The 18,094-nt window shown below is 57.1% G+C and carries 19 protein-coding genes; 7 read left to right on the top strand and 12 right to left on the bottom strand.

Annotated features, from left to right (window positions below; all coding sequences use genetic code 11):
• Positions 1 to 216: 216 nt before the first annotated feature.
• Positions 217 to 1,050 (bottom strand): FKBP-type peptidyl-prolyl cis-trans isomerase, encoded by an 834-nt coding sequence (gene fkpA, locus M2407_RS21770; protein ID WP_020837258.1) that lies wholly within the window; start codon positions 1,048 to 1,050, stop codon positions 217 to 219.
• A gap of 370 nt (positions 1,051 to 1,420) precedes the next feature.
• Between fkpA and M2407_RS21765 the strand changes: the two genes are divergently transcribed.
• Positions 1,421 to 1,648, top strand: a complete 228-nt coding sequence (locus M2407_RS21765) for a SlyX family protein (protein WP_020837259.1) — start codon at positions 1,421 to 1,423, stop codon at positions 1,646 to 1,648.
• A gap of 59 nt (positions 1,649 to 1,707) precedes the next feature.
• On the opposite strand, the gene slyD is transcribed toward M2407_RS21765, so the two are convergent.
• The 4 genes from slyD to kefG form a co-directional block, all read right to left on the bottom strand.
• Positions 1,708 to 2,304, bottom strand: a complete 597-nt coding sequence (slyD, locus tag M2407_RS21760) for a peptidylprolyl isomerase (protein WP_020837261.1) — start codon at positions 2,302 to 2,304, stop codon at positions 1,708 to 1,710.
• Positions 2,305 to 2,425: 121 nt separating this feature from the next.
• The gene (locus M2407_RS21755) at positions 2,426 to 2,629 is read right to left on the bottom strand and encodes a YheV family putative zinc ribbon protein (protein ID WP_004951224.1); all 204 of its coding nucleotides are present in this window, start codon (positions 2,627 to 2,629) and stop codon (positions 2,426 to 2,428) included.
• A gap of 14 nt (positions 2,630 to 2,643) precedes the next feature.
• Positions 2,644 to 4,452 (bottom strand): glutathione-regulated potassium-efflux system protein KefB, encoded by a 1,809-nt coding sequence (gene kefB / locus M2407_RS21750; protein ID WP_048760541.1) that lies wholly within the window; start codon positions 4,450 to 4,452, stop codon positions 2,644 to 2,646.
• 2 nt (positions 4,453 to 4,454) lie between these two features.
• Positions 4,455 to 5,006, bottom strand: coding sequence for a glutathione-regulated potassium-efflux system ancillary protein KefG (kefG, locus tag M2407_RS21745; RefSeq protein ID WP_259219731.1), 552 nt, complete (start codon positions 5,004 to 5,006; stop codon positions 4,455 to 4,457).
• A gap of 133 nt (positions 5,007 to 5,139) precedes the next feature.
• On the opposite strand from kefG, the gene M2407_RS21740 reads away from it, so the two are divergent.
• Entirely contained in the window at positions 5,140 to 7,053 is a 1,914-nt protein-coding gene (locus M2407_RS21740; protein WP_020837266.1) for an ABC transporter ATP-binding protein, read from the top strand.
• 31 nt (positions 7,054 to 7,084) lie between these two features.
• On the opposite strand, the gene tauD is transcribed toward M2407_RS21740, so the two are convergent.
• From tauD to M2407_RS21710, 6 genes are all read right to left on the bottom strand, one after another.
• A complete protein-coding gene (gene tauD, locus M2407_RS21735) occupies positions 7,085 to 7,933 on the bottom strand; it encodes a taurine dioxygenase (protein ID WP_020837270.1) in 849 nt (282 codons plus the stop codon).
• Positions 7,930 to 8,766 (bottom strand): taurine ABC transporter permease TauC, encoded by an 837-nt coding sequence (gene tauC, locus M2407_RS21730; protein WP_129982623.1) that lies wholly within the window; start codon positions 8,764 to 8,766, stop codon positions 7,930 to 7,932. The genes tauD and tauC overlap by 4 nt, the downstream gene beginning before the upstream one ends.
• The gene (gene tauB, locus M2407_RS21725) at positions 8,763 to 9,530 is read right to left on the bottom strand and encodes a taurine ABC transporter ATP-binding subunit (protein WP_020837273.1); all 768 of its coding nucleotides are present in this window, start codon (positions 9,528 to 9,530) and stop codon (positions 8,763 to 8,765) included. Before tauB ends, tauC begins: the two co-directional genes overlap by 4 nt.
• Positions 9,531 to 9,539: 9 nt before the next feature.
• Positions 9,540 to 10,535: a taurine ABC transporter substrate-binding protein gene (gene tauA, locus M2407_RS21720; protein WP_020837275.1), complete on the bottom strand. Its 996-nt coding sequence runs from the start codon at positions 10,533 to 10,535 to the stop codon at positions 9,540 to 9,542.
• A 226-nt stretch (positions 10,536 to 10,761) separates the two neighbouring features.
• On the bottom strand, positions 10,762 to 11,544 hold the full coding sequence (locus M2407_RS21715; protein ID WP_020837277.1) for a PhzF family phenazine biosynthesis protein: 783 nt from the start codon (positions 11,542 to 11,544) through the stop codon (positions 10,762 to 10,764).
• Between the two features lie 10 nt (positions 11,545 to 11,554).
• Entirely contained in the window at positions 11,555 to 12,157 is a 603-nt protein-coding gene (locus M2407_RS21710; RefSeq protein ID WP_020837282.1) for a LysE family translocator, read from the bottom strand.
• Between the two features lie 119 nt (positions 12,158 to 12,276).
• Here M2407_RS21710 and M2407_RS21705 point away from each other — a divergent pair, with 119 nt between their 5' ends.
• The 3 genes from M2407_RS21705 (at position 12,277) to M2407_RS21695 (ending at position 14,508) form a co-directional block, all read left to right on the top strand.
• A complete protein-coding gene (locus M2407_RS21705; protein ID WP_129941678.1) occupies positions 12,277 to 13,257 on the top strand; it encodes a hydrolase in 981 nt (326 codons plus the stop codon).
• Complete coding sequence (locus tag M2407_RS21700; RefSeq protein ID WP_020837285.1) at positions 13,254 to 13,487, top strand: YheU family protein; 234 nt, start codon at positions 13,254 to 13,256, stop codon at positions 13,485 to 13,487. The genes M2407_RS21705 and M2407_RS21700 overlap by 4 nt, the downstream gene beginning before the upstream one ends.
• Positions 13,488 to 13,638: 151 nt before the next feature.
• A complete protein-coding gene (locus tag M2407_RS21695; RefSeq protein WP_020837286.1) occupies positions 13,639 to 14,508 on the top strand; it encodes a phosphoribulokinase in 870 nt (289 codons plus the stop codon).
• 36 nt (positions 14,509 to 14,544) lie between these two features.
• Here M2407_RS21695 and M2407_RS21690 read toward each other — a convergent pair whose 3' ends face one another.
• A complete protein-coding gene (locus M2407_RS21690) occupies positions 14,545 to 14,952 on the bottom strand; it encodes an OsmC family protein (protein ID WP_020837287.1) in 408 nt (135 codons plus the stop codon).
• Between the two features lie 379 nt (positions 14,953 to 15,331).
• Here M2407_RS21690 and crp point away from each other — a divergent pair, with 379 nt between their 5' ends.
• The gene (gene crp / locus M2407_RS21685) at positions 15,332 to 15,964 is read left to right on the top strand and encodes a cAMP-activated global transcriptional regulator CRP (protein ID WP_004718520.1); all 633 of its coding nucleotides are present in this window, start codon (positions 15,332 to 15,334) and stop codon (positions 15,962 to 15,964) included.
• Between the two features lie 54 nt (positions 15,965 to 16,018).
• Positions 16,019 to 18,094 carry a YccS/YhfK family putative transporter gene (locus M2407_RS21680; RefSeq protein WP_142816265.1) on the top strand — a complete coding sequence of 692 codons (2,076 nt, stop codon included), beginning with the start codon at positions 16,019 to 16,021 and terminating at the stop codon, positions 18,092 to 18,094.

Below are 18,094 nucleotides of genomic sequence, written 5' to 3'. Positions count from 1 at the left end.
AAGGGGCAGGCGCATGACTCATAAGTCCGGATTATTAGTCTAGCAAAACAGCCAGAGTAAAGTCCTTGCGTTTGCGCGTGGTATTGACGTTAAGCCCGATGCCCGGCAGGCGTCAAGCGATCAGTGGGCAGGAAGCGAAAGTTAGCGCTGATTTGGCGGATTAAAATGAACACCGCCGCGAGGGAAGCTCGCGGCGGTGTGGGGACTCAGACAGGCTTATTGCGCTTTGGCGTCTGCCGCTGCGTCAGCCGGCTTCTCAGCCTTGGCATCCGCTTTAGGAGCGGCTTTCACATCCAGCAGTTCAACGTCGAACACCAGTGTGGAGTTGGCCGGGATGCCCGGAACGCCAGTTTTACCGTAGGCCAGCGCCGGTGGGATAACCAGCTTGATTTTGCCGCCTTTCTTGATGTGTTTCAGGCCTTCAGTCCAACCTGGGATCACGCCGTCCAGACGGAATGACAGTGGCTCACCACGGGTGTAGGAGTTATCAAACTCGGTGCCGTCAGTCAGGGTGCCTTTGTAGTTTACTACAACGGTATCGCTGTCTTTAGGCGCAGAACCGGTACCTGGCTTCTCTACCTGATACAGCAGGCCGGACTCGGTTTTCTTCACGCCTTTTTCTTTCGCGAAGGTGTCGCGGTACTTGGTGCCTTTCGCTTCGTTATCTTTCGCGTCCTGCTCCATCTTCGCCTGAGCGGAAGCCTTCACGCGCGCTTCAAAGCTCTGCAGGGTTTTTTCGATATCTGCGTCGTTCAGCTTGCTCTTGTTGGCGAAAGCGTCCTGAACGCCTGAGATCAGCTGGTCTTTGTCCAGTTTGATACCCAGTTTTTCTTGCTCTTTCAGCGAGTTGTCCATGTAACGGCCCAGGGATGCGCCCAGTGCGTAAGCCGCTTGCTCGTCATCGTTCTTGAACTTGCCGGTGCTTGGTGCTGCGTCTGCGGCTTTAGCTGCTTCTGCCGGTTTAGCTGCATCGGCAGCCATGACCTGGGTCGCATTCAAAGCAAAAGCCATGGTGGTTGCCAGAAGCGTGACTTTAAACAAAGATTTCATCCATTTCTCCAGTGTCTGAAGCGGTGCCCCAAACAATCATTAAGTAAGATAACCGGGCTACTATAGCTGTCCGAAACAAAACAAAACAGTCACACAGGTAACCAATCGAGTCAAAGTGTGACTCCAGCTTTAAACAGAAGTTTCGTTTAATGTGCTACCCATATGATAAGTCAGATTTTTCCTGCGCCCGTGGTATCCACAGTAACAAAAACCGCCACACCGAGCGCTCTATTTTTCAGCACTTTACACAGTGCACCCGCGTTTTCCGTCTGCCCCCGCACACGGCGGGGTGAAATAGCGCAGCGCAAAGCCGTCGGCAGCTGTTACCATAGCGTCAGATTCAGGATTTAACCGCGTCAGAGGTAGCATCATGCACAACGCCGATATCCAAAGCCTGTTACTGCGGCTTGAAGAACTGGAAAGTCGTCAGGCCTTTCAGGAAGTCACTATTGAAGAGCTCAATCAGACCGTGGTGAAACACCAGCTTGAAATGCTGAAATTGCAGGATCACCTGCGCGTGCTGACCGACAAGCTGCGATCGACCCAAACGTCGATGATCGCGTCGCAGTCGGAAGAAACGCCGCCGCCACATTATTGATAAGCCATAAAAAAGGGCAGCCTGAGGGCCGCCCTTTTTTTGCCGTTACTGCGCCGCGATTAGTGGCAGCCGCAACCGCCGTTACCACAACCGCCTTTCTTGGCCTGACCGTGATCATGCGCGTGGTCATGGTCGTGATCGTGGCCATGGCCGCCGCAGCAACCTTCACCGTGTTCGTGGTGATGATCGTGCTCGCCGTGTACGTGGCCGTGCGCCAATTCTTCAGCGGTAGCTTCGCGGATCGCGACAACTTCTACGTTGAAGTTCAGGTTCTGACCAGCCAGCATGTGGTTACCGTCAACCACTACGTGATCGCCGTCCACTTCGGTGATTTCGACCGGCACTGGGCCCTGATCGGTGTCAGCCAGGAAACGCATGCCAACTTCCAACTCGTCAACGCCCATAAAGACGTCTTTCGGCACGCGCTGCACCAGGTTTTCGTCGTAGTTGCCGTACGCATCGTTAGCGCCAACGTTAACGTCAAAACGATCGCCCGCTTCGTGGCCTTCGAGTGCTTTTTCCAGACCTGCGATCAGAGAACCATGCCCGTGCAGATAGTCCAGCGGCGCACTCACCGGAGACTCATCAACCAACACACCGTCTTCTGTACGTACTTGATAAGCCAGGCTGACCACCAAGTCTTTTGCTACTTTCATGATATCTCCTACCGTTGGATACTTGGACGCAGCCGTCATGAGGCCGCGCCTTTACCGGACAGATTGTATCGGAAATCTGCCCCGCTGTACCCTCCAGCATAAAAAAACGCGCTCGATAACGCTATTCCGGATGGAAAATACCGATCACCTGCTCCTGCGGCCGGACGTGCTTTTCCACCTGCTGTTCGGTCTGCCGCTGATGATGGCCGCACTTGACGCATTCCACCACTTCGACCTGGTCTTCACGCCAAACGGCCAGCGTATCCATAGCCTTACAGCTTGGGCAGACCGCCCCGGCGATAAATCTTTTCCGTGTTGCAGACATCTCAGTGCTCCAAATTATTCGTATTCATCCCAGCCGTCGAACTGGCGACTCTCTTTTTGCATTTCCCGGTGGAAAAGTTCTTCCAGCTCGCGCCGCGCTTCCTTCACGCGGGAAATTTGCGCCACATCACCGTGATGCGGCGGCATCAGCTCACGCAACATCCGCATATCCAATCGACGGAAGTGCTGCTGTGCGCGATAGGCCTGATGAGGATGCATGCCCAGTTCCATCAGTGCCTTGCGCCCCAGTTCCAGCGCACTGGAAAAAGTTTCGCGACTGAACTGCTTGACCCCTGCCTGCAACAACTCATGCGCTTCCACACGGCCGCGCGCCCGCGCCAAAATACTCAGCTCGGGAAAATGCTGCTGGCACAGGCGGACAATTTCCATGGTGTCTTCCGGCTCATTACAGGTGATCACAATCGACTTTGCCTTCGCCGCGCCGGCCGCACGCAGCAGCTCCAGCTCGGTGGCGTCACCGTAATACACCTTATAACCATAGCGCCGCAGTACGCCGACGGCGCTGACATCGCGCTCCAGGACGGTAATGCGCATCTTGTTGGCCATCAGCAGGCGGCCGATCACCTGGCCAAAACGTCCGAAGCCCACGATGATCACCTGCGGATCGTCGTCTTCCACATACGGGGTCTCTTCGTCCTCATCCCGGGCGTTATAACGGCGCACCAGGATGCGATCGATAATTTGCATCAGCAGCGGCGTAGTCATCATCGACAGGGTCACCACCACCAGCAACAGCGCAAGCTGATCGGGCTGCAACACCTTCTGCGCCCCCGCCGCCGAAAACAGCACGAAGGCAAACTCTCCGCCCTGACTGAGTACCCCGGCAAACTGCAAGCGCACCGAGCTGCGCAGGCCAAAAATGCGCGACAGCGAGTACAGCACCCCTGACTTAATCGCCACCAACAGCACCACGCCCAGCAGCACTTCGGCCAGATGGGTATAGAGTACGCCGATATTCAGCGCCATGCCCACCGAGATAAAAAACAGCCCCAGCAGCAGCCCTTTGAAAGGCTCGATGGAGATTTCCAGCTCGTGGCGATATTCGCTTTCGGCCAGCAGCACGCCGGCGATAAAGGTCCCTAGCGCCATAGAAAGACCAAGGGCATCCATAAACATCGCCGCCCCCAGCACCACCAGCAGGGCGGCAGCGGTGAAGATTTCGCGAACTCCGGAAGAGGCGATATAGCGAAACAGCGGACGCAGCAAGAACCGTCCGCCGATCAGCATGCCGCCGAATGCTGCCACCTTGAGTGCAATTTGTGCCCAATCATCGCTGCTGCCGCCGGCTCCGGCCAGGATCGGGATCAGCGCCAACGCCGGGATCACCGCCATATCCTGGAACAGCAGCACCGAGAACCCCAACTGGCCGCCTTCGTTGCGGTTCATGCCCTTCTCGCGCATCAGTTGCAGCGCCATCGCGGTTGAGGACATCGCCAGCCCGATACCGCCAATCACGGCGGCCTGCCAGGCAAAATGCGTCAGATAAAGCAGCGCGCCCAGCACGGCGGCGGTGATCAGCACTTGCCCGGCACCGACGCCAAAGATTGAGCGCCTGAGTTCCCACAGCTTGCTCGGGTTCAGTTCCAGCCCGATGATAAACATCAGGAATACCACGCCCAATTCGGAAAAGTGCAGGATCTCGTCGACGTCGCGAATGAAACCCAATCCCCAGGGGCCAATGGCAATACCGGCAATCAGGTAACCCAGCACCGCGCCAATCCCCAGGCGTCGGGCAATCGGCACCGTGACCACGGCGGCGAACAGAAACAGTAAAATTGCGGTCAGTAACGTTGAGCCTTCCATGTTTACCTTCCTCCGTGCGGCAACGGGTTACGCAGCCAGTCGCCATACGCCGTGGCATGGTTTTCCAGCACTTCCGGCTTTTGACGGCGCGCCCAATACACCAGCATCGGCGTCAGCCAGTGCATATGACACATGGCGGCGGTCAACTCAAACGGCCGCAGAATATCTTCCATCGGGTAGCGGTTATAACCGCCGGTACGATAGGCCCCCTCCGGTTCCCCGGTGGTGATCACCGAACGCCAATACTTTCCCGCCAGCGCATTGCCGCCCATGCCGCTGGCAAAACCACGCGACAGCACGCGGTCCAGCCACTCTTTCAACAGGGCCGGACAACTGTAGGTATAGAGAGGATGTTGAAAAACAATGACCTGATGTTCACGCAGCAGTTGTTGTTCGTGGTGAATATCGATAAAAAAATCAGGATAGTGCGCGTATAAATCGTGCACGGTGACATGTTCCAACTGCTGTGCCGGTCGAAGCAAAACCCGATTCGCGACCGAGTCCTGGGATTCCGGATGGGCATACAGCAGCAAGACCTTGGGCAGCTGCGACATCATTCCCCTCCAAAGCGTCGTCAGGGTAGCGGTTTTCCGTTACCATGCTCCGCAAAGACTAATAATAGGACAGTCTGTGTCCTGTTAACTTAGAATCCATTCAATTTAACATACTCTGAACATACGGCGCTTTATGATTGTATTCTCCTCGCTACAAATCCGACGCGGCACCCGCGTCCTGCTGGACAACGCCACGGCGACGGTTAATCCAGGTCAGAAGGTCGGCCTGGTGGGTAAAAACGGCTGTGGCAAATCTACGCTGCTGGCCTTGCTAAAGGGTGAGATGGCCGCAGACGGCGGCAGCTACACCTTTCCAAGCAACTGGGCCCTGGCCTGGGTAAACCAGGAAACGCCGGCGCTCGACGTGCCGGCACTTGAGTATGTTATCGACGGCGACCGCGAATTCCGCCAGCTTGAAGCCGACCTGCAGCTGGCAAACGACAAAAACGACGGCCACGCCATCGCCACGCTGCACGGCAAGCTGGATGCCATCGACGCCTGGACCATACGCTCCCGCGCCGCCAGCCTACTGCACGGCCTGGGGTTCTCCAACGAACAGCTGCTAAATCCAGTCAGAGCCTTCTCGGGCGGCTGGCGTATGCGCCTGAACCTGGCGCAGGCGCTGGTGTGCCGTTCTGATCTGCTGCTGCTCGACGAACCGACCAACCACCTGGATTTGGACGCGGTGATCTGGCTGGAGCGCTGGTTGAAAGGCTACCCTGGCACGCTGGTGCTGATTTCGCATGACCGCGACTTCCTGGATCCGATCGTCGATAAAATTCTGCATATCGAACAAGAGACCATCAACGAATACACCGGCAACTACTCCTCGTTCGAACGTCAGCGTTCGACCAAGCTGGCCCAGCAGCAGTCGCTGTACCTGAACCAGCAAGAGAAAGTGGCGCATCTGCAAAGCTATATTGACCGCTTCCGCGCGCAGGCCACCAAGGCCAAGCAGGCGCAGAGCCGTATCAAGATGCTCGAACGCATGGAACTGATCGCCCCGGCCCACGTGGATAACCCGTTCAGCTTCAGCTTCCGCCAGCCGGAAAGCTTGCCAAACCCGCTGCTGCGTATGGAGAAGGTCAGTGCCGGCTACGGCGACAAGGTGATCCTGAACTCGATCAAGCTGAATCTGGTGCCCGGCTCACGCATTGGCTTACTGGGCCGTAACGGCGCCGGCAAATCGACCCTGATCAAAATGCTGGCCGGTTCGCTTGAACCGTTGAGCGGTGAAATTGGCCTGGCAAAGGGCATTAAACTGGGTTACTTCGCCCAGCATCAGTTGGAATTCCTGCGGGCCGATGAATCGCCTCTGCAGCACCTGAGCCGCATCGCCCCACGTGTGCTGGAACAACAGCTGCGCGATTACCTTGGCGGCTTTGGTTTCCAGGGCGATAAGGTCACTGAAGCCACCGAGCGGTTCTCTGGCGGCGAGAAAGCGCGGCTGGTATTGGCGCTGATCGTCTGGCAGCGCCCCAACCTGCTGCTGCTCGATGAACCGACCAACCACCTGGATCTGGACATGCGTCAGGCGCTGACCGAAGCGCTGATCGATTTCGAGGGTGCGTTGGTGGTGGTCTCGCACGACCGTCACCTGTTGCGCTCTACCACGGACGATCTCTATCTGGTGCATGATGGCCAGGTGGAAGTGTTCGAAGGCGATCTGGACGACTATCAGCAATGGCTGAGCGACCTGCAACGTCAGGAAAACCAGCAGGACGCCCCGGAGAAAGAGAACAACGGCAACAGTGCGCAGGCACGTAAAGACCAGAAGCGTCGCGAAGCCGAGTTCCGCAGCCAGACTCAGCCACTGCGCAAGCAAATTGCCAAGCTGGAACAACAGATGGAAAAACTGGGCGCCGAACTGGCGGCGGTAGAAGAGAAGCTGGCGGACTCCGCGCTGTACGACATCAGCCGCAAGGCCGATCTGACTCTCTGCCTACAGCAACAAAGTCAGGCCAAGTCCGCCTTGGAAGAAACGGAAATGACCTGGCTGGATGCGCAGGAGCAGTTGGAACGCTTTACGCAAGAGTTCGAATCCTAAGGGCTACGGGGCGGCCTGCCGCCCCTGCATGTCACCCCTTGTAAAAGGGTTTATCCCCCAAGATGGTCGCACGGTGCATAATGCGCCGCTGTGGCAGATAATCCGCGTTGGCGTAATGTTGCGTCACGCGGTTATCCCAAATGGCGATGTCATTTTCCTGCCAGCGCCAGCGCACCTGGAACTCCGGCTTGGTAATGTGAGCAAACAGGAAGTTCAGCAGCGCGTCACTTTCCTTCGGTGCCAAATCAACAATTCTGGTCGTGAAACCTTCGTTGACGAACAGCGCCTGCCGGCCGCTGACCGGGTGGGTACGTACCACCGGGTGCAACAGCGGTGGGTTTTTCTGTACCGCCAACTGCCAGCGCTGATGTTCCTCTTCGCTGCCGCGGTGCTTGTATTCCGGGAATGATTTGGTGAAGTCATGCTCCGCCTGCAGGCCCGCCAACAACTGCTTAAAAGGGGCAGACAAGGCTTCATAAGCTGCGATACCGCTGGCCCACAGCGTATCACCGCCGGTGGTAGGCAGTGTTTTCGCGGCCAAAATCGCCCCCAGCGGTGGGTTTTCGATAAAGGTCACGTCGGTATGCCAGTTATCGTTGTCCGGCGGATTATTGTCATGGGTATCCAGCACGATAATCTCTTTCACATCGGCGGCTTGCGGGTAAACCGGATGGATGTGCAGATCGCCAAAGCGGCCGGCCAAATTACGCTGTTGCAACGGCGTGATCGGCTGATTGCGCAAGAACAGCACCTGATGTTTGAGCAACGCGTGGTAGAGCTGCTCGAATTGACCGTCGCCCAGCGGGCGCGCCAAATCAACATTCTCCACCAGCGCACCGATATAAGGCCCCAACGGGGTGATACTCAAACGTTCGTTCATTGCTGTACTCCATGCCACGGGGTCAATCGGCGCTGCAAGGCACGCAGCCCCAGTTCCAGCCCAAATGCAATAATCGCAATCACACCGATACCGGCCAGCACCACATCGGTGGCCAAAAACTCTCCGGCGGATTGCACCATAAATCCCAGACCGCGCGTGGCGGCAATCAGTTCTGCTGCGACCAGCGTCGACCAGCCGACCCCCAGCCCAATACGGATACCGGTTAAAATCTCCGGCAAGGCGCTCGGCAGCACCACAAAACGCAGCACCTGCCAGCGGTTGGCGCCCAGCGCGCGCGCCGCGCGCGCCCGAACCTGAGCCACGCTACGCACTCCCGCCACGGCGGACAGCGTCACCGGGGCGAAAATCGCCAGATAAATCAGCAGGATCTTCGAAGTTTCACCGATGCCGAACCAAATCACCATCAGCGGTAAATAGGCCAGCGGCGGCACCGGGCGATAAATTTCAATCAGCGGATCGAGAATGCCGCGTACCGTATCGTTCAGCCCCATGGCAATACCCACCGGCACCCCGATAATCACCGCGGCCAGCAACGCAACCAGGATGCGCCCCAGGCTGGCGGCCAGATGCTGCCATAGCGTGGCATCCATAAAACCCTGCGGGCTGGCTATGGTGATCAACTGATGCAGCACCTGCTGCGGCGCCGGCAAGAACAACGGGCTGATCAGGTTCAACGCGGTCACGCCCCACCAAATAGCCAGCACCACCAACAGGGTGGTGCTGCTCAACCAGACGTTGCGTGGCACGCTAAAGCGTCGCGGTGCCGCAGCCTTCGGCTGGGCAACCTCTTTAAGGGCAGAATGCAGGCTCATAACAAGGCCTCACGCTGTTGGAAGACTTTACCCAGCACGTATTCGCGCTGGGCGATAAATTCAGGATCAGACTTGATCGAACGGCAAGGCTCACCGTCGGCATAGCGTTGGCCGAAATTCAGCGCCAGACGCTCCACCACCTGCCCCGGCCCCGGCGACAGCAGCAGCAGCTCACTGGCAAGGAACACCGCCTCTTCAATATCGTGGGTAATCAACAACACCTGCTTGCCGGTATCCCGCCAGATGGTCAGCAGCAGTTCCTGCATTTGTTCACGGGTGAAAGCATCCAATGCACCGAACGGCTCATCCAGCAACAGCAAACGCGGATTGGCCGCCAGTGCGCGAGCTATGCCCACGCGCTGGCGCATGCCACCGGAAAGCTGCCAGATGAAGTGCTGATCATAACCGGCCAAACCGACGCGCTGTAACATCTGCAGCGCCACTTCACGACGCTGCGGCTTGCCGACTCCGGCCAGCTGCAAGCCAAATTCGACGTTATCCACCACGTTACGCCACGGCAGTAAACCTTCATGCTGGAACACCACGCCCCGCTCGGCTCCGGGGCCTTTTACGGGAACTTCGTCAAGCGTGATGCTGCCAGCTGAAGGCTCGATAAACCCGGCGATCAAATTCAGCAGCGTGGTTTTGCCACAGCCCGAAGGGCCAAGCACCACCACCAGTTGTCCAGCGTCAATCTGGAACGAGACGTCGCGCAGCGCAGGACGCCCCTGGTACTCTGCTGAAAGATGGTTAACGTTTAGCATTCTGCTCCCTTACGACTGCGGCGCAGCCTGCACCTGTTTCACAAAGCGATCGGTGACATAGGCACTGTAATCGCTGTCGACCTGGGGAATTTTGCCCTGCTGTTTGAGGAACTCGGCGGTGTCATGAATGGCTTTGTCCACCGGCTGACCAAGCTGGGTGATCTGTTCGGCGACCGGCAGGTAAGTATTGCCCTGCACCAGCACCGGTATCTGCTCTTCCGGCACGCCGCTCAACCGGGACAGCGTGCTGAGGTTGCCCTTGTCCTTCAGCCACTGTTCCGGCTGCGCCAAATAGGCTTTTTGGGCGTTCAGTGCGCTGGCGGCAAAGGCCGTCACCACTTCAGGATGCTTCTCGGCAAAGTCCTTGCGCACTACCCAAACGTCGAGCGTCGGGGCGCCCCATTGTCCGACCTGGGCGGAATCCGTCAGCACCTTGCCCTGTTTGGCCAACTCATTGACCACCGGAGCCCAAACATAGGCGCCATCGATATCACCGCGCTGCCAGGCCGCGGCGATGGCCGGCGGTTGCAGATTGAGGATTTTGACCTGCTCTGGCTTGATACCCCAGTGCTTCAGAGAAGCCAACAGGCTGTAGTGCGTGGTTGAGATAAAGGGTACGGCGATGCGCTTACCGATCAGATCCTGCGGGCTTTTAATCTCTTTTTTCACCACCAGCGCTTCGGAACTGCCGAGCTGGGAGGCGATCAAAAACACTTCGATAGGCAGTTTTTGGCTGGCGGCCACCGCCAATGGGCTGGAACCGATGTTGCCAATCTGGACATCCCCGGAAGCCAATGCGCGCAGCACGCTGGAGCCACTGTCGAATTTGCGCCAGTCAACGGTAGCGCCGGACTGTTTGGCGAAGCTGTTTTCCGCCTGCGCCACCTTGGCGGGTTCCGCCGAAGTCTGGTAGGCCACGGTCACGTCCACCGCATAGGCGCTGGCTGTGCCGAGTGACAACGCCAGTAGTACCGCGCTGCGTAATGCAAAGAGTTTGCTCGCCATGATCGCTCCGTTGATAAAAGTCTGTTCAGTTGCTGACAGTTTTATCCGAGCGTTGGCGAGCTATAAAAGAATAAAAAACTCTGCGTTATTACTTATGGGAATATTTAATCAAATCATCCCGATGTGGCGGAATCCCTCCAGGGAATCTTTTAGGGGCCCGCGTCAGTGTTCTCACATTAAGATAAAAAGTCACGGGCGGTGGCTGGTTGAAACGAACCCCATCTGCTTACAGGCTCAGTTCGCCACGCAAAAAAATCTGCGCATAGCCGCCTATCAGGGTACGGTCGCCTTTCAGTTCGCAGAACAGCTCACCGCCGCGCGCCGAAATCTGCCGCGCGTGTAATTGATGGCGGCCGAGACGGGCGCTCCAGTAAGGCATCAACGTGCAGTGTGCAGAGCCGGTAACCGGATCCTCACCGCCGTCCAGCGTGAAATAGCGCGAAACGAAATCCACCGTTTCGCCCGGTGCGCTGGCGATCACCGCGCGCCCGGCCAAAGTAATCAACGCCGGGATATCCGGCTGCAACGCTCGCACCTGCGCTTCGTTTTCCAGCACCACCAGCAGCGCATTGGCTTGCCACACTTCCTGCGGTTCAACGCCCAATAGCGCGCTCAGCCCGGCAGGCGTCGCGATTTTTTGCGGCGGTCGGGACGGAAAATCTAGGATCAAGCGTTCGCCATCTTCGGCGTCGCGCTTAACGTACAAATCACCGCTTGCCGAACGGAAACGGATATCCTGCAACGCCGGATTGACCGCGCTGAACATCACGTGCGCCGCCGCCAGCGTGCCGTGGCCGCACAGATCCACCTCACGATGGGGAGTAAACCAGCGAATGGCCGACATATCGCCATCGTCCCAGACGAAGCTGGTTTCAGGCAGGCTCAGCTCATTGGCGATCGCTTGCATCTCGGCGGTCGACAACGGCTGTTTCAGCAGGCATACGCCGGCCGGATTGCCGCGAAGCCCTTCGCCGGTGAAGGCCACTACGTGGAAGTAATTTTCTGCCATCCGCAACTCCTTAATGCCAGATGAGTAACACACAGGCCGCCGTCAGCAGCCCCATAGACAGATTAAAGATGATCCAGGCCTTTTTGCTGCGTAACAGGCGGCCAATCACCGTGCCGAAGCCGAGCCAAATCACCCCGGCAACGATATTCACCACCAAAATGCCCAGCGAGATCGCCACAATCGACGTGTTGTACCTGTCGCCTGCCAGGCTAAAACTGGCCACCGCCCCCAGCGCCATCAGCCAGGCCTTGGGATTAAGGAACTGCAACAGCCAGCCCTGATACAAGCGTATCGGTTTGGGCGGCGCCACGTCGGTCTCCAGCTTTTCATAGGCGGCAGTGGCCACTTTCCACGCCAGCCATAACAGGTACAGGCTGCCGAGGATTTTCAGCACCAGGTGCAGCGCAGGATAAACCAGGATCAGGCTGCCGACCCCGAACGCCACCAGCAGCAATATACTTTGCATCCCCAGCATGATGCCTATCATCAACAGCAGCGAGCGCATAAAACCAAAATTGGCGCCGGAGGTGGTCAGCAACATATTATTAGGGCCTGGCGTGATTGCGGCGACCCACAGGAAGCCTAACATCGAAAGAAATAAACTCGGTTCCATGAGGTGGGTGCTCCTCACCCAGGGTGATTTTTTGCAGTATTATTGTCAGTTCAGGATAGTGAAGCTAACAGCGCACTATTAATCCCACAATAGCCGCCAATAAGATTTTTACTCAGGTTATGCATGAATCCTTTCGCCCTTTGACCGGGGCCAGTAATCCGCATCTGCAGACGCTGCTGCCAAGGCTGGTGCGCCGCCGCGTGCAGCTAAAACCACATTGGCAACGGCTGGAATTGCCCGACGGCGACTTTGTCGATCTCGCCTGGAGCGAAGATCCGGCTCAGGCTGCCGGCAAGCCGCGCGTGGTGCTGTTCCACGGACTGGAAGGCAACTTCTACAGCCCCTACGCTCACGGTCAACTCAACGCCTGGCGTGAAAAAGGCTGGCTTGGCGTGGTGATGCATTTTCGCGGCTGCAGCGGCGTGCCGAACCGCAAGCAGCGCATCTATCACTCCGGAGAAACGGAAGATGCGCGTTTCTTCCTGCAGTGGCTGCGCGCAACCTACGGTGAAGCCCCCACCGCCGCGGTCGGGGTCTCGCTCGGCGGCAACATGCTGGCCTGCTACCTGGCACAGCAGGGGGCGGACAGTCTGCTGCAGGCGGCTGTCGTGGTTTCAGCACCGCTGATGCTGGAGCCCTGTTCGTGGCGTATGGAACAAGGCTTTTCGCGCGTTTATCAGCGCTATCTGCTTGGGCAACTCAAACAAAATGCCACCCGCAAGCTGCTGCACTACCCTGACACGTTGCCGCTCAAGCTGCCGCAGCTCAAAGCGTTGCGCCGGATCCGCGACTTTGATGACGCCATTACCTCGCGCATTCACGGCTTCAGCGACGCCAGTGATTATTATCGCCGTTGCAGCGCCCTGCCGCTGTTGCCGGCGATCCAGACGCCGTTATTGATCATCCATGCCAAAGACGATCCCTTTATGACCGACGAAGTGATCCCCGAGGTCACCACGCTGCCGCACAACATTGAGTATCAGTTGACCGAGTTTGGCGGCCACGTCGGTTTTGTCGGCGGCACCTTGAAACACCCCCAAATGTGGCTGGAATACCGTATTCCATCCTGGCTTTCCCCTTATCTGGACACAACCACGTGATTATCCCCTGGAAAGAACTGGAAACTGAGACCCTAAACAGCCTGATCGAGTCCTTTGTGTTACGCGAAGGCACCGACTACGGCGAGCACGAACGCTCGCTGGAACAGAAAGTGGAAGACGTGCGCCGCCAGTTGAAAAACGGCGAGGTGCTGCTGGTTTGGTCAGAACTGCATGAGACCGTCAACATCATGCCGCGCGGCCAGTTCCGCGCCGGGCAGGAAGAAATTTAGTGGCGTTCGGTTCTATGACTGACGGAAAAAATCAGGTAACAATGGGTTATTGCAAACCAACGCGCGGAATTTTGCCCTTGGCGAAAGGGCGTCAAACAGACCAATAATCATATCTGACGCCTGCGCATTTAACACGGAGTGACCTACCACCATGTCCGCCAAACATCCTGTTATCGCAGTGACCGGCTCCAGCGGGGCCGGCACCACCACCACCAGCGTGGCGTTCCGTAAAATCTTTCAGCAGTTGAACATCCGCGCCGCCGAGCTGGAAGGCGACAGTTTCCACCGCTACACCCGGCCGGAAATGGACGCGGCGATCCGCAAAGCGCGCGATCTCGGCCGCCATATCAGCTATTTCGGCCCCGAAGCCAATGACTTCGGCCTGCTGCAACAAAGCTTTCTCGACTACGGCAAAAACGGCACCGGTCGCTCACGCAAGTATCTTCATACCTACGATGAAGCGGTACCCTATAATCAGGTTCCCGGCACTTTCACCCCATGGGAAGCCTTGCCGGCGCCGACCGATGTGTTGTTCTACGAAGGGCTCCACGGTGGCGTCGTGACCGAACACATCGACGTGGCCAAACACGTCGATCTGCTGGTCGGCGTAGTACCGATCGTGAACCTGGAATGGATCCAGAAGCTGATCCGCGATACCGGTGAACGCGGTCACTCCCGCGAAGCGGTAATGGATTCGGTGGTTCGTTCGATGGAAGACTACATCAACTACATCACGCCGCAGTTCTCACGTACCCATATCAACTTCCAACGGGTGCCGACGGTAGACACCTCCAACCCGTTCGCCGCCAAGGCTATCCCTTCGCTGGACGAGAGCTTTGTGGTGATCCACTTCCGCGGGCTGGACCAGATTGACTTCCCTTATCTGCTGGCAATGCTGCAGGGATCTTTTATCTCGCATATCAATACGCTGGTGGTGCCGGGTGGCAAAATGGGGCTGGCGATGGAACTGATCATGGCGCCGCTGGTGCAGCGACTGCTGGAAGGAAAAAAAATCGAGTAATCTACGGGGCGCGGTACAACCGCGCCCCTTTATCCGTTACGCCAGGTCGCGGATTTCAAAACTGTGGGTCACGCTGGCGGCTTTGCTCAGCATCAGTGAAACCGAACAGTACTTCTCAGCTGACAGGTTGACCGCACGTTCCACGATCTTGTCGCTCAAATCTTTGCCGGTCACGATAAAATGCAGGTTGATGTGGGTAAACAACCGTGGCGCTTCTTCGCGGCGTTCAGAGGTCAGCTTCACCTCGCAATCACGCACGTCGTTGCGTCCTTTTTGCAGGATCGACACCACATCGATAGCACTGCAGCCCCCTACTGACATCAGCACCATTTCCATCGGACTGGGCGCTTTATCACCAGCGTTGCCGTCCATCAATACCTGATGGCCAGACGCGGATTCACCCAGAAACGTCAACCCTTCCACCCACTTAACTCTTGCCTGCATGCTGGTCACTCCGGTTAATTTCTTAAAATCAGAGTACGCTTTCGCATAGAAACTGGCAACGGAACCTGATGCTAATCATGCTGAAGCGAGACAACACGAGACACCCGCCTCACTCTGTGCTACAAACAGAGCCGCAATAAATCTTTCCGGGACACTGATTTCAGGGAAACTCCCAGGGAAAGGCTCCTTTACCGGTATGTTAACAGAATGTAGCTTGCAGCTCTCCCGGCAAGTTAATATGCTAGAGCGACAGCGTATATTTATGACACGCCTCAAAACCTGCTGATAGCCACCATTAAAACAACGGCGACAGCACGTTTTACAGGGAACTCTGACCCCTGTGACACAAGGCAGCGATAACAACAGAGGATAACAGCGAATGGTTCTCGGCAAACCGCAAACAGACCCTACTCTCGAATGGTTCCTGTCTCATTGCCATATCCACAAATATCCATCCAAAAGTACGCTGATTCACCAAGGTGAAAAAGCCGAAACGCTTTACTACATCGTCAAAGGCTCCGTCGCGGTGCTGATTAAGGATGAAGAAGGTAAAGAGATGATCCTGTCCTACCTTAACCAGGGGGATTTCATCGGCGAGCTTGGATTGTTTGAAGAAGGTCAGGAGCGTAGCGCCTGGGTTAGGGCGAAGACCGCCTGTGAAGTGGCTGAAATTTCCTACAAGAAATTCCGCCAGCTGATTCAGGTAAACCCGGACATCCTGATGCGCCTGTCTGCCCAGATGGCAAACCGCCTGCAGATAACCTCTGAGAAAGTGGGTAACCTCGCCTTCCTGGACGTTACGGGCCGCATCGCGCAAACCCTGCTGAACCTGGCGAAACAGCCTGATGCCATGACCCATCCGGATGGCATGCAGATTAAAATCACCCGTCAGGAAATTGGCCAGATCGTCGGTTGCTCTCGTGAAACCGTGGGTCGTATTCTGAAAATGCTGGAAGATCAAAACCTGATCTCCGCTCACGGCAAAACTATTGTCGTTTACGGCACCCGTTAATCACTGAAAAAACGGCGCGATAATTCGCGCCGTTTTTTTATGCCCCGATTTATCATGTGGCGCCGACTGATTTATCATCCGGAAGTCAACTATGCACTGCGACAAACGCTGGTGCTGTGCCTGCCGGTTCTGCTCGGGCTGCTGATCGGCCAACTGCAATACGGCCTACTATTTTCCCTGGTTCCCGCCTGCTGCAACATCGCCGGGCTGGACACGCCCCACAAACGCTTCTTTAAACGCCTGATCGTCGGCGGCTCGCTCTTTGCGCTTAGCAGCCTGCTGCTGCAACAGGCACTGCTGTGGCAAGTACCGCTGCCCGCATTGATGCTCGGTCTGGCACTGTTGCTTGGCGTCAGCGGCGAAATCAGCCCACTGCACGCCCGCCTGCTGCCCGCCGCGCTGGTTGCCGCCATCTTCTCCCTCAGCATGGCCGGTACGGTGCCGCTTTGGCACGCGCCGGTGTTATATATCGTGGGTACCGCCTGGTACGGCCTGTTTACCTGGTTCTGGTTCAAGCTGTGGAAAGAGCAACCGATGCGCGAGTCGCTCAATCAGCTCTATCTGGAGCTGGCGGACTACTTCGAAGCCAAATATTCGCTGTTGACCCAGCACACCGATCCGCAGACCGCCTTACCACCGCTGCTGGTGCGCCAGCAAAAGGTCATGGACCTGATCACCTTGCTGTATCAGCAGCTTAATTTTCTGCCCCATGCCAGCAATCTCGAACAAAAGCGCCTGCAACGCACCTTTCAGGTCGCGCTGGATTTGCAGGAACATATCACCGTCAGCCTACACCTGCCGGAAGAGGTCCAAAAGCTGGTAGAGCAGAGCCAGGCCGAAGCCATTATCCGCCGCAATGCACAGGTGATTGCCAATCGGCTGCGCACGGTAGCGCACGATATCCTCTATCATCAGCATTCTCAGCGTTTCAACATGGAGCATGAGCTGGCAGCCCTGGAAAAAGTGGCGGCGCAACACCCGGACAACCCGGTCGGCCAATTCTGTTATTACCACTTCAGCCGCATCGCCCGCCTGCTGCGCACCCAGCACCCACTCTACCGACGCGATCTGATGGCCAATCAAAACCGTCTGCCATTCTGGCCCGCGCTGGTCAGTTACCTGTCGTTCAAATCCAACGCCCTGCGCAATGCGGCTCGGCTGGGAGTCACCCTGGCGGCGGGCAGCAGCCTGGGCATGATTTTCAATCTGCCAAAACCTTACTGGATCTTGCTGACCATCATGCTGGTGAGCCAAAACGGCTACAACGCCACCCGGGTACGCATCCAGCACCGTGCGCTCGGCACCCTGGTTGGGTTGGTGATTGCCGCCGGATTACTGCAACTGCAGTTGCCCGAGGCTGAGACGCTGGGCGTGATGCTGGTGATCACGCTGCTGGCCTATCTGGTTTCACGTAAAAATTACGGGCTGGCGGTAATTGGCTTTACGGTGACGGCGGTTTACACCCTGCAACTGTTGGCACTGAACGGCACCCACTTCCTGGTACCGCGCCTGATCGACACGCTGATCGGCTGCGTGCTGGTGTTCGGCAGCACCATCTGGCTGTGGCCACAGTGGCAAAGCGGTCTGCTACGCAAGAACGCCCATCAGGCGTTGGAAAACGATCAACAGGCGCTGCGCCTGTTGCTGGAAGAGCAAGAACCCGATCCCAGCGCGCTGGCTTATGCCCGCATGCAGGTCAATCAGGCGCACAACGCGCTGTTCACCTCACTCAATCAGGCGATGCAGGAGCCGGGATTTGAATCGAGCTACCTGGCAGATATGCGCCTGTGGGTTACGCACAGCCAGTTTATTGTCGAACACCTGAATGCGATGACCATTCTGGCTCGCGAGCACTATATGCTGACGCCAAAGCTGGCGGAGGAGTATCTGCAGTCTTGTGAAATCGCGCTGCAAAGCTGTCAGCAGCGGCTTGAATACGACGGGCCGAGCAGTGGCAACGGCATTATGCAGCCACCGGATTTGCAGCCGGATATGCCGGTGACTGAAATGGAACGCCATCTGCGGCGGATTTTGTCCCACCTGAGCGTCATGCACACCATCTCGTCACTGGCCTGGCGCCAGCGTCCGCACCATGGTATCTGGCTGAAGCGCAAACTGCGCGATCAATAA

This window comes from Serratia sp. BIGb0234 (genome assembly GCF_024809915.1).
GTDB classification, from domain to species: domain Bacteria; phylum Pseudomonadota; class Gammaproteobacteria; order Enterobacterales; family Enterobacteriaceae; genus Serratia; species Serratia liquefaciens.
The sequence above is the reverse complement of the archived record's forward strand: the minus strand, read 5'-3'. Positions and strand labels throughout refer to the sequence as shown.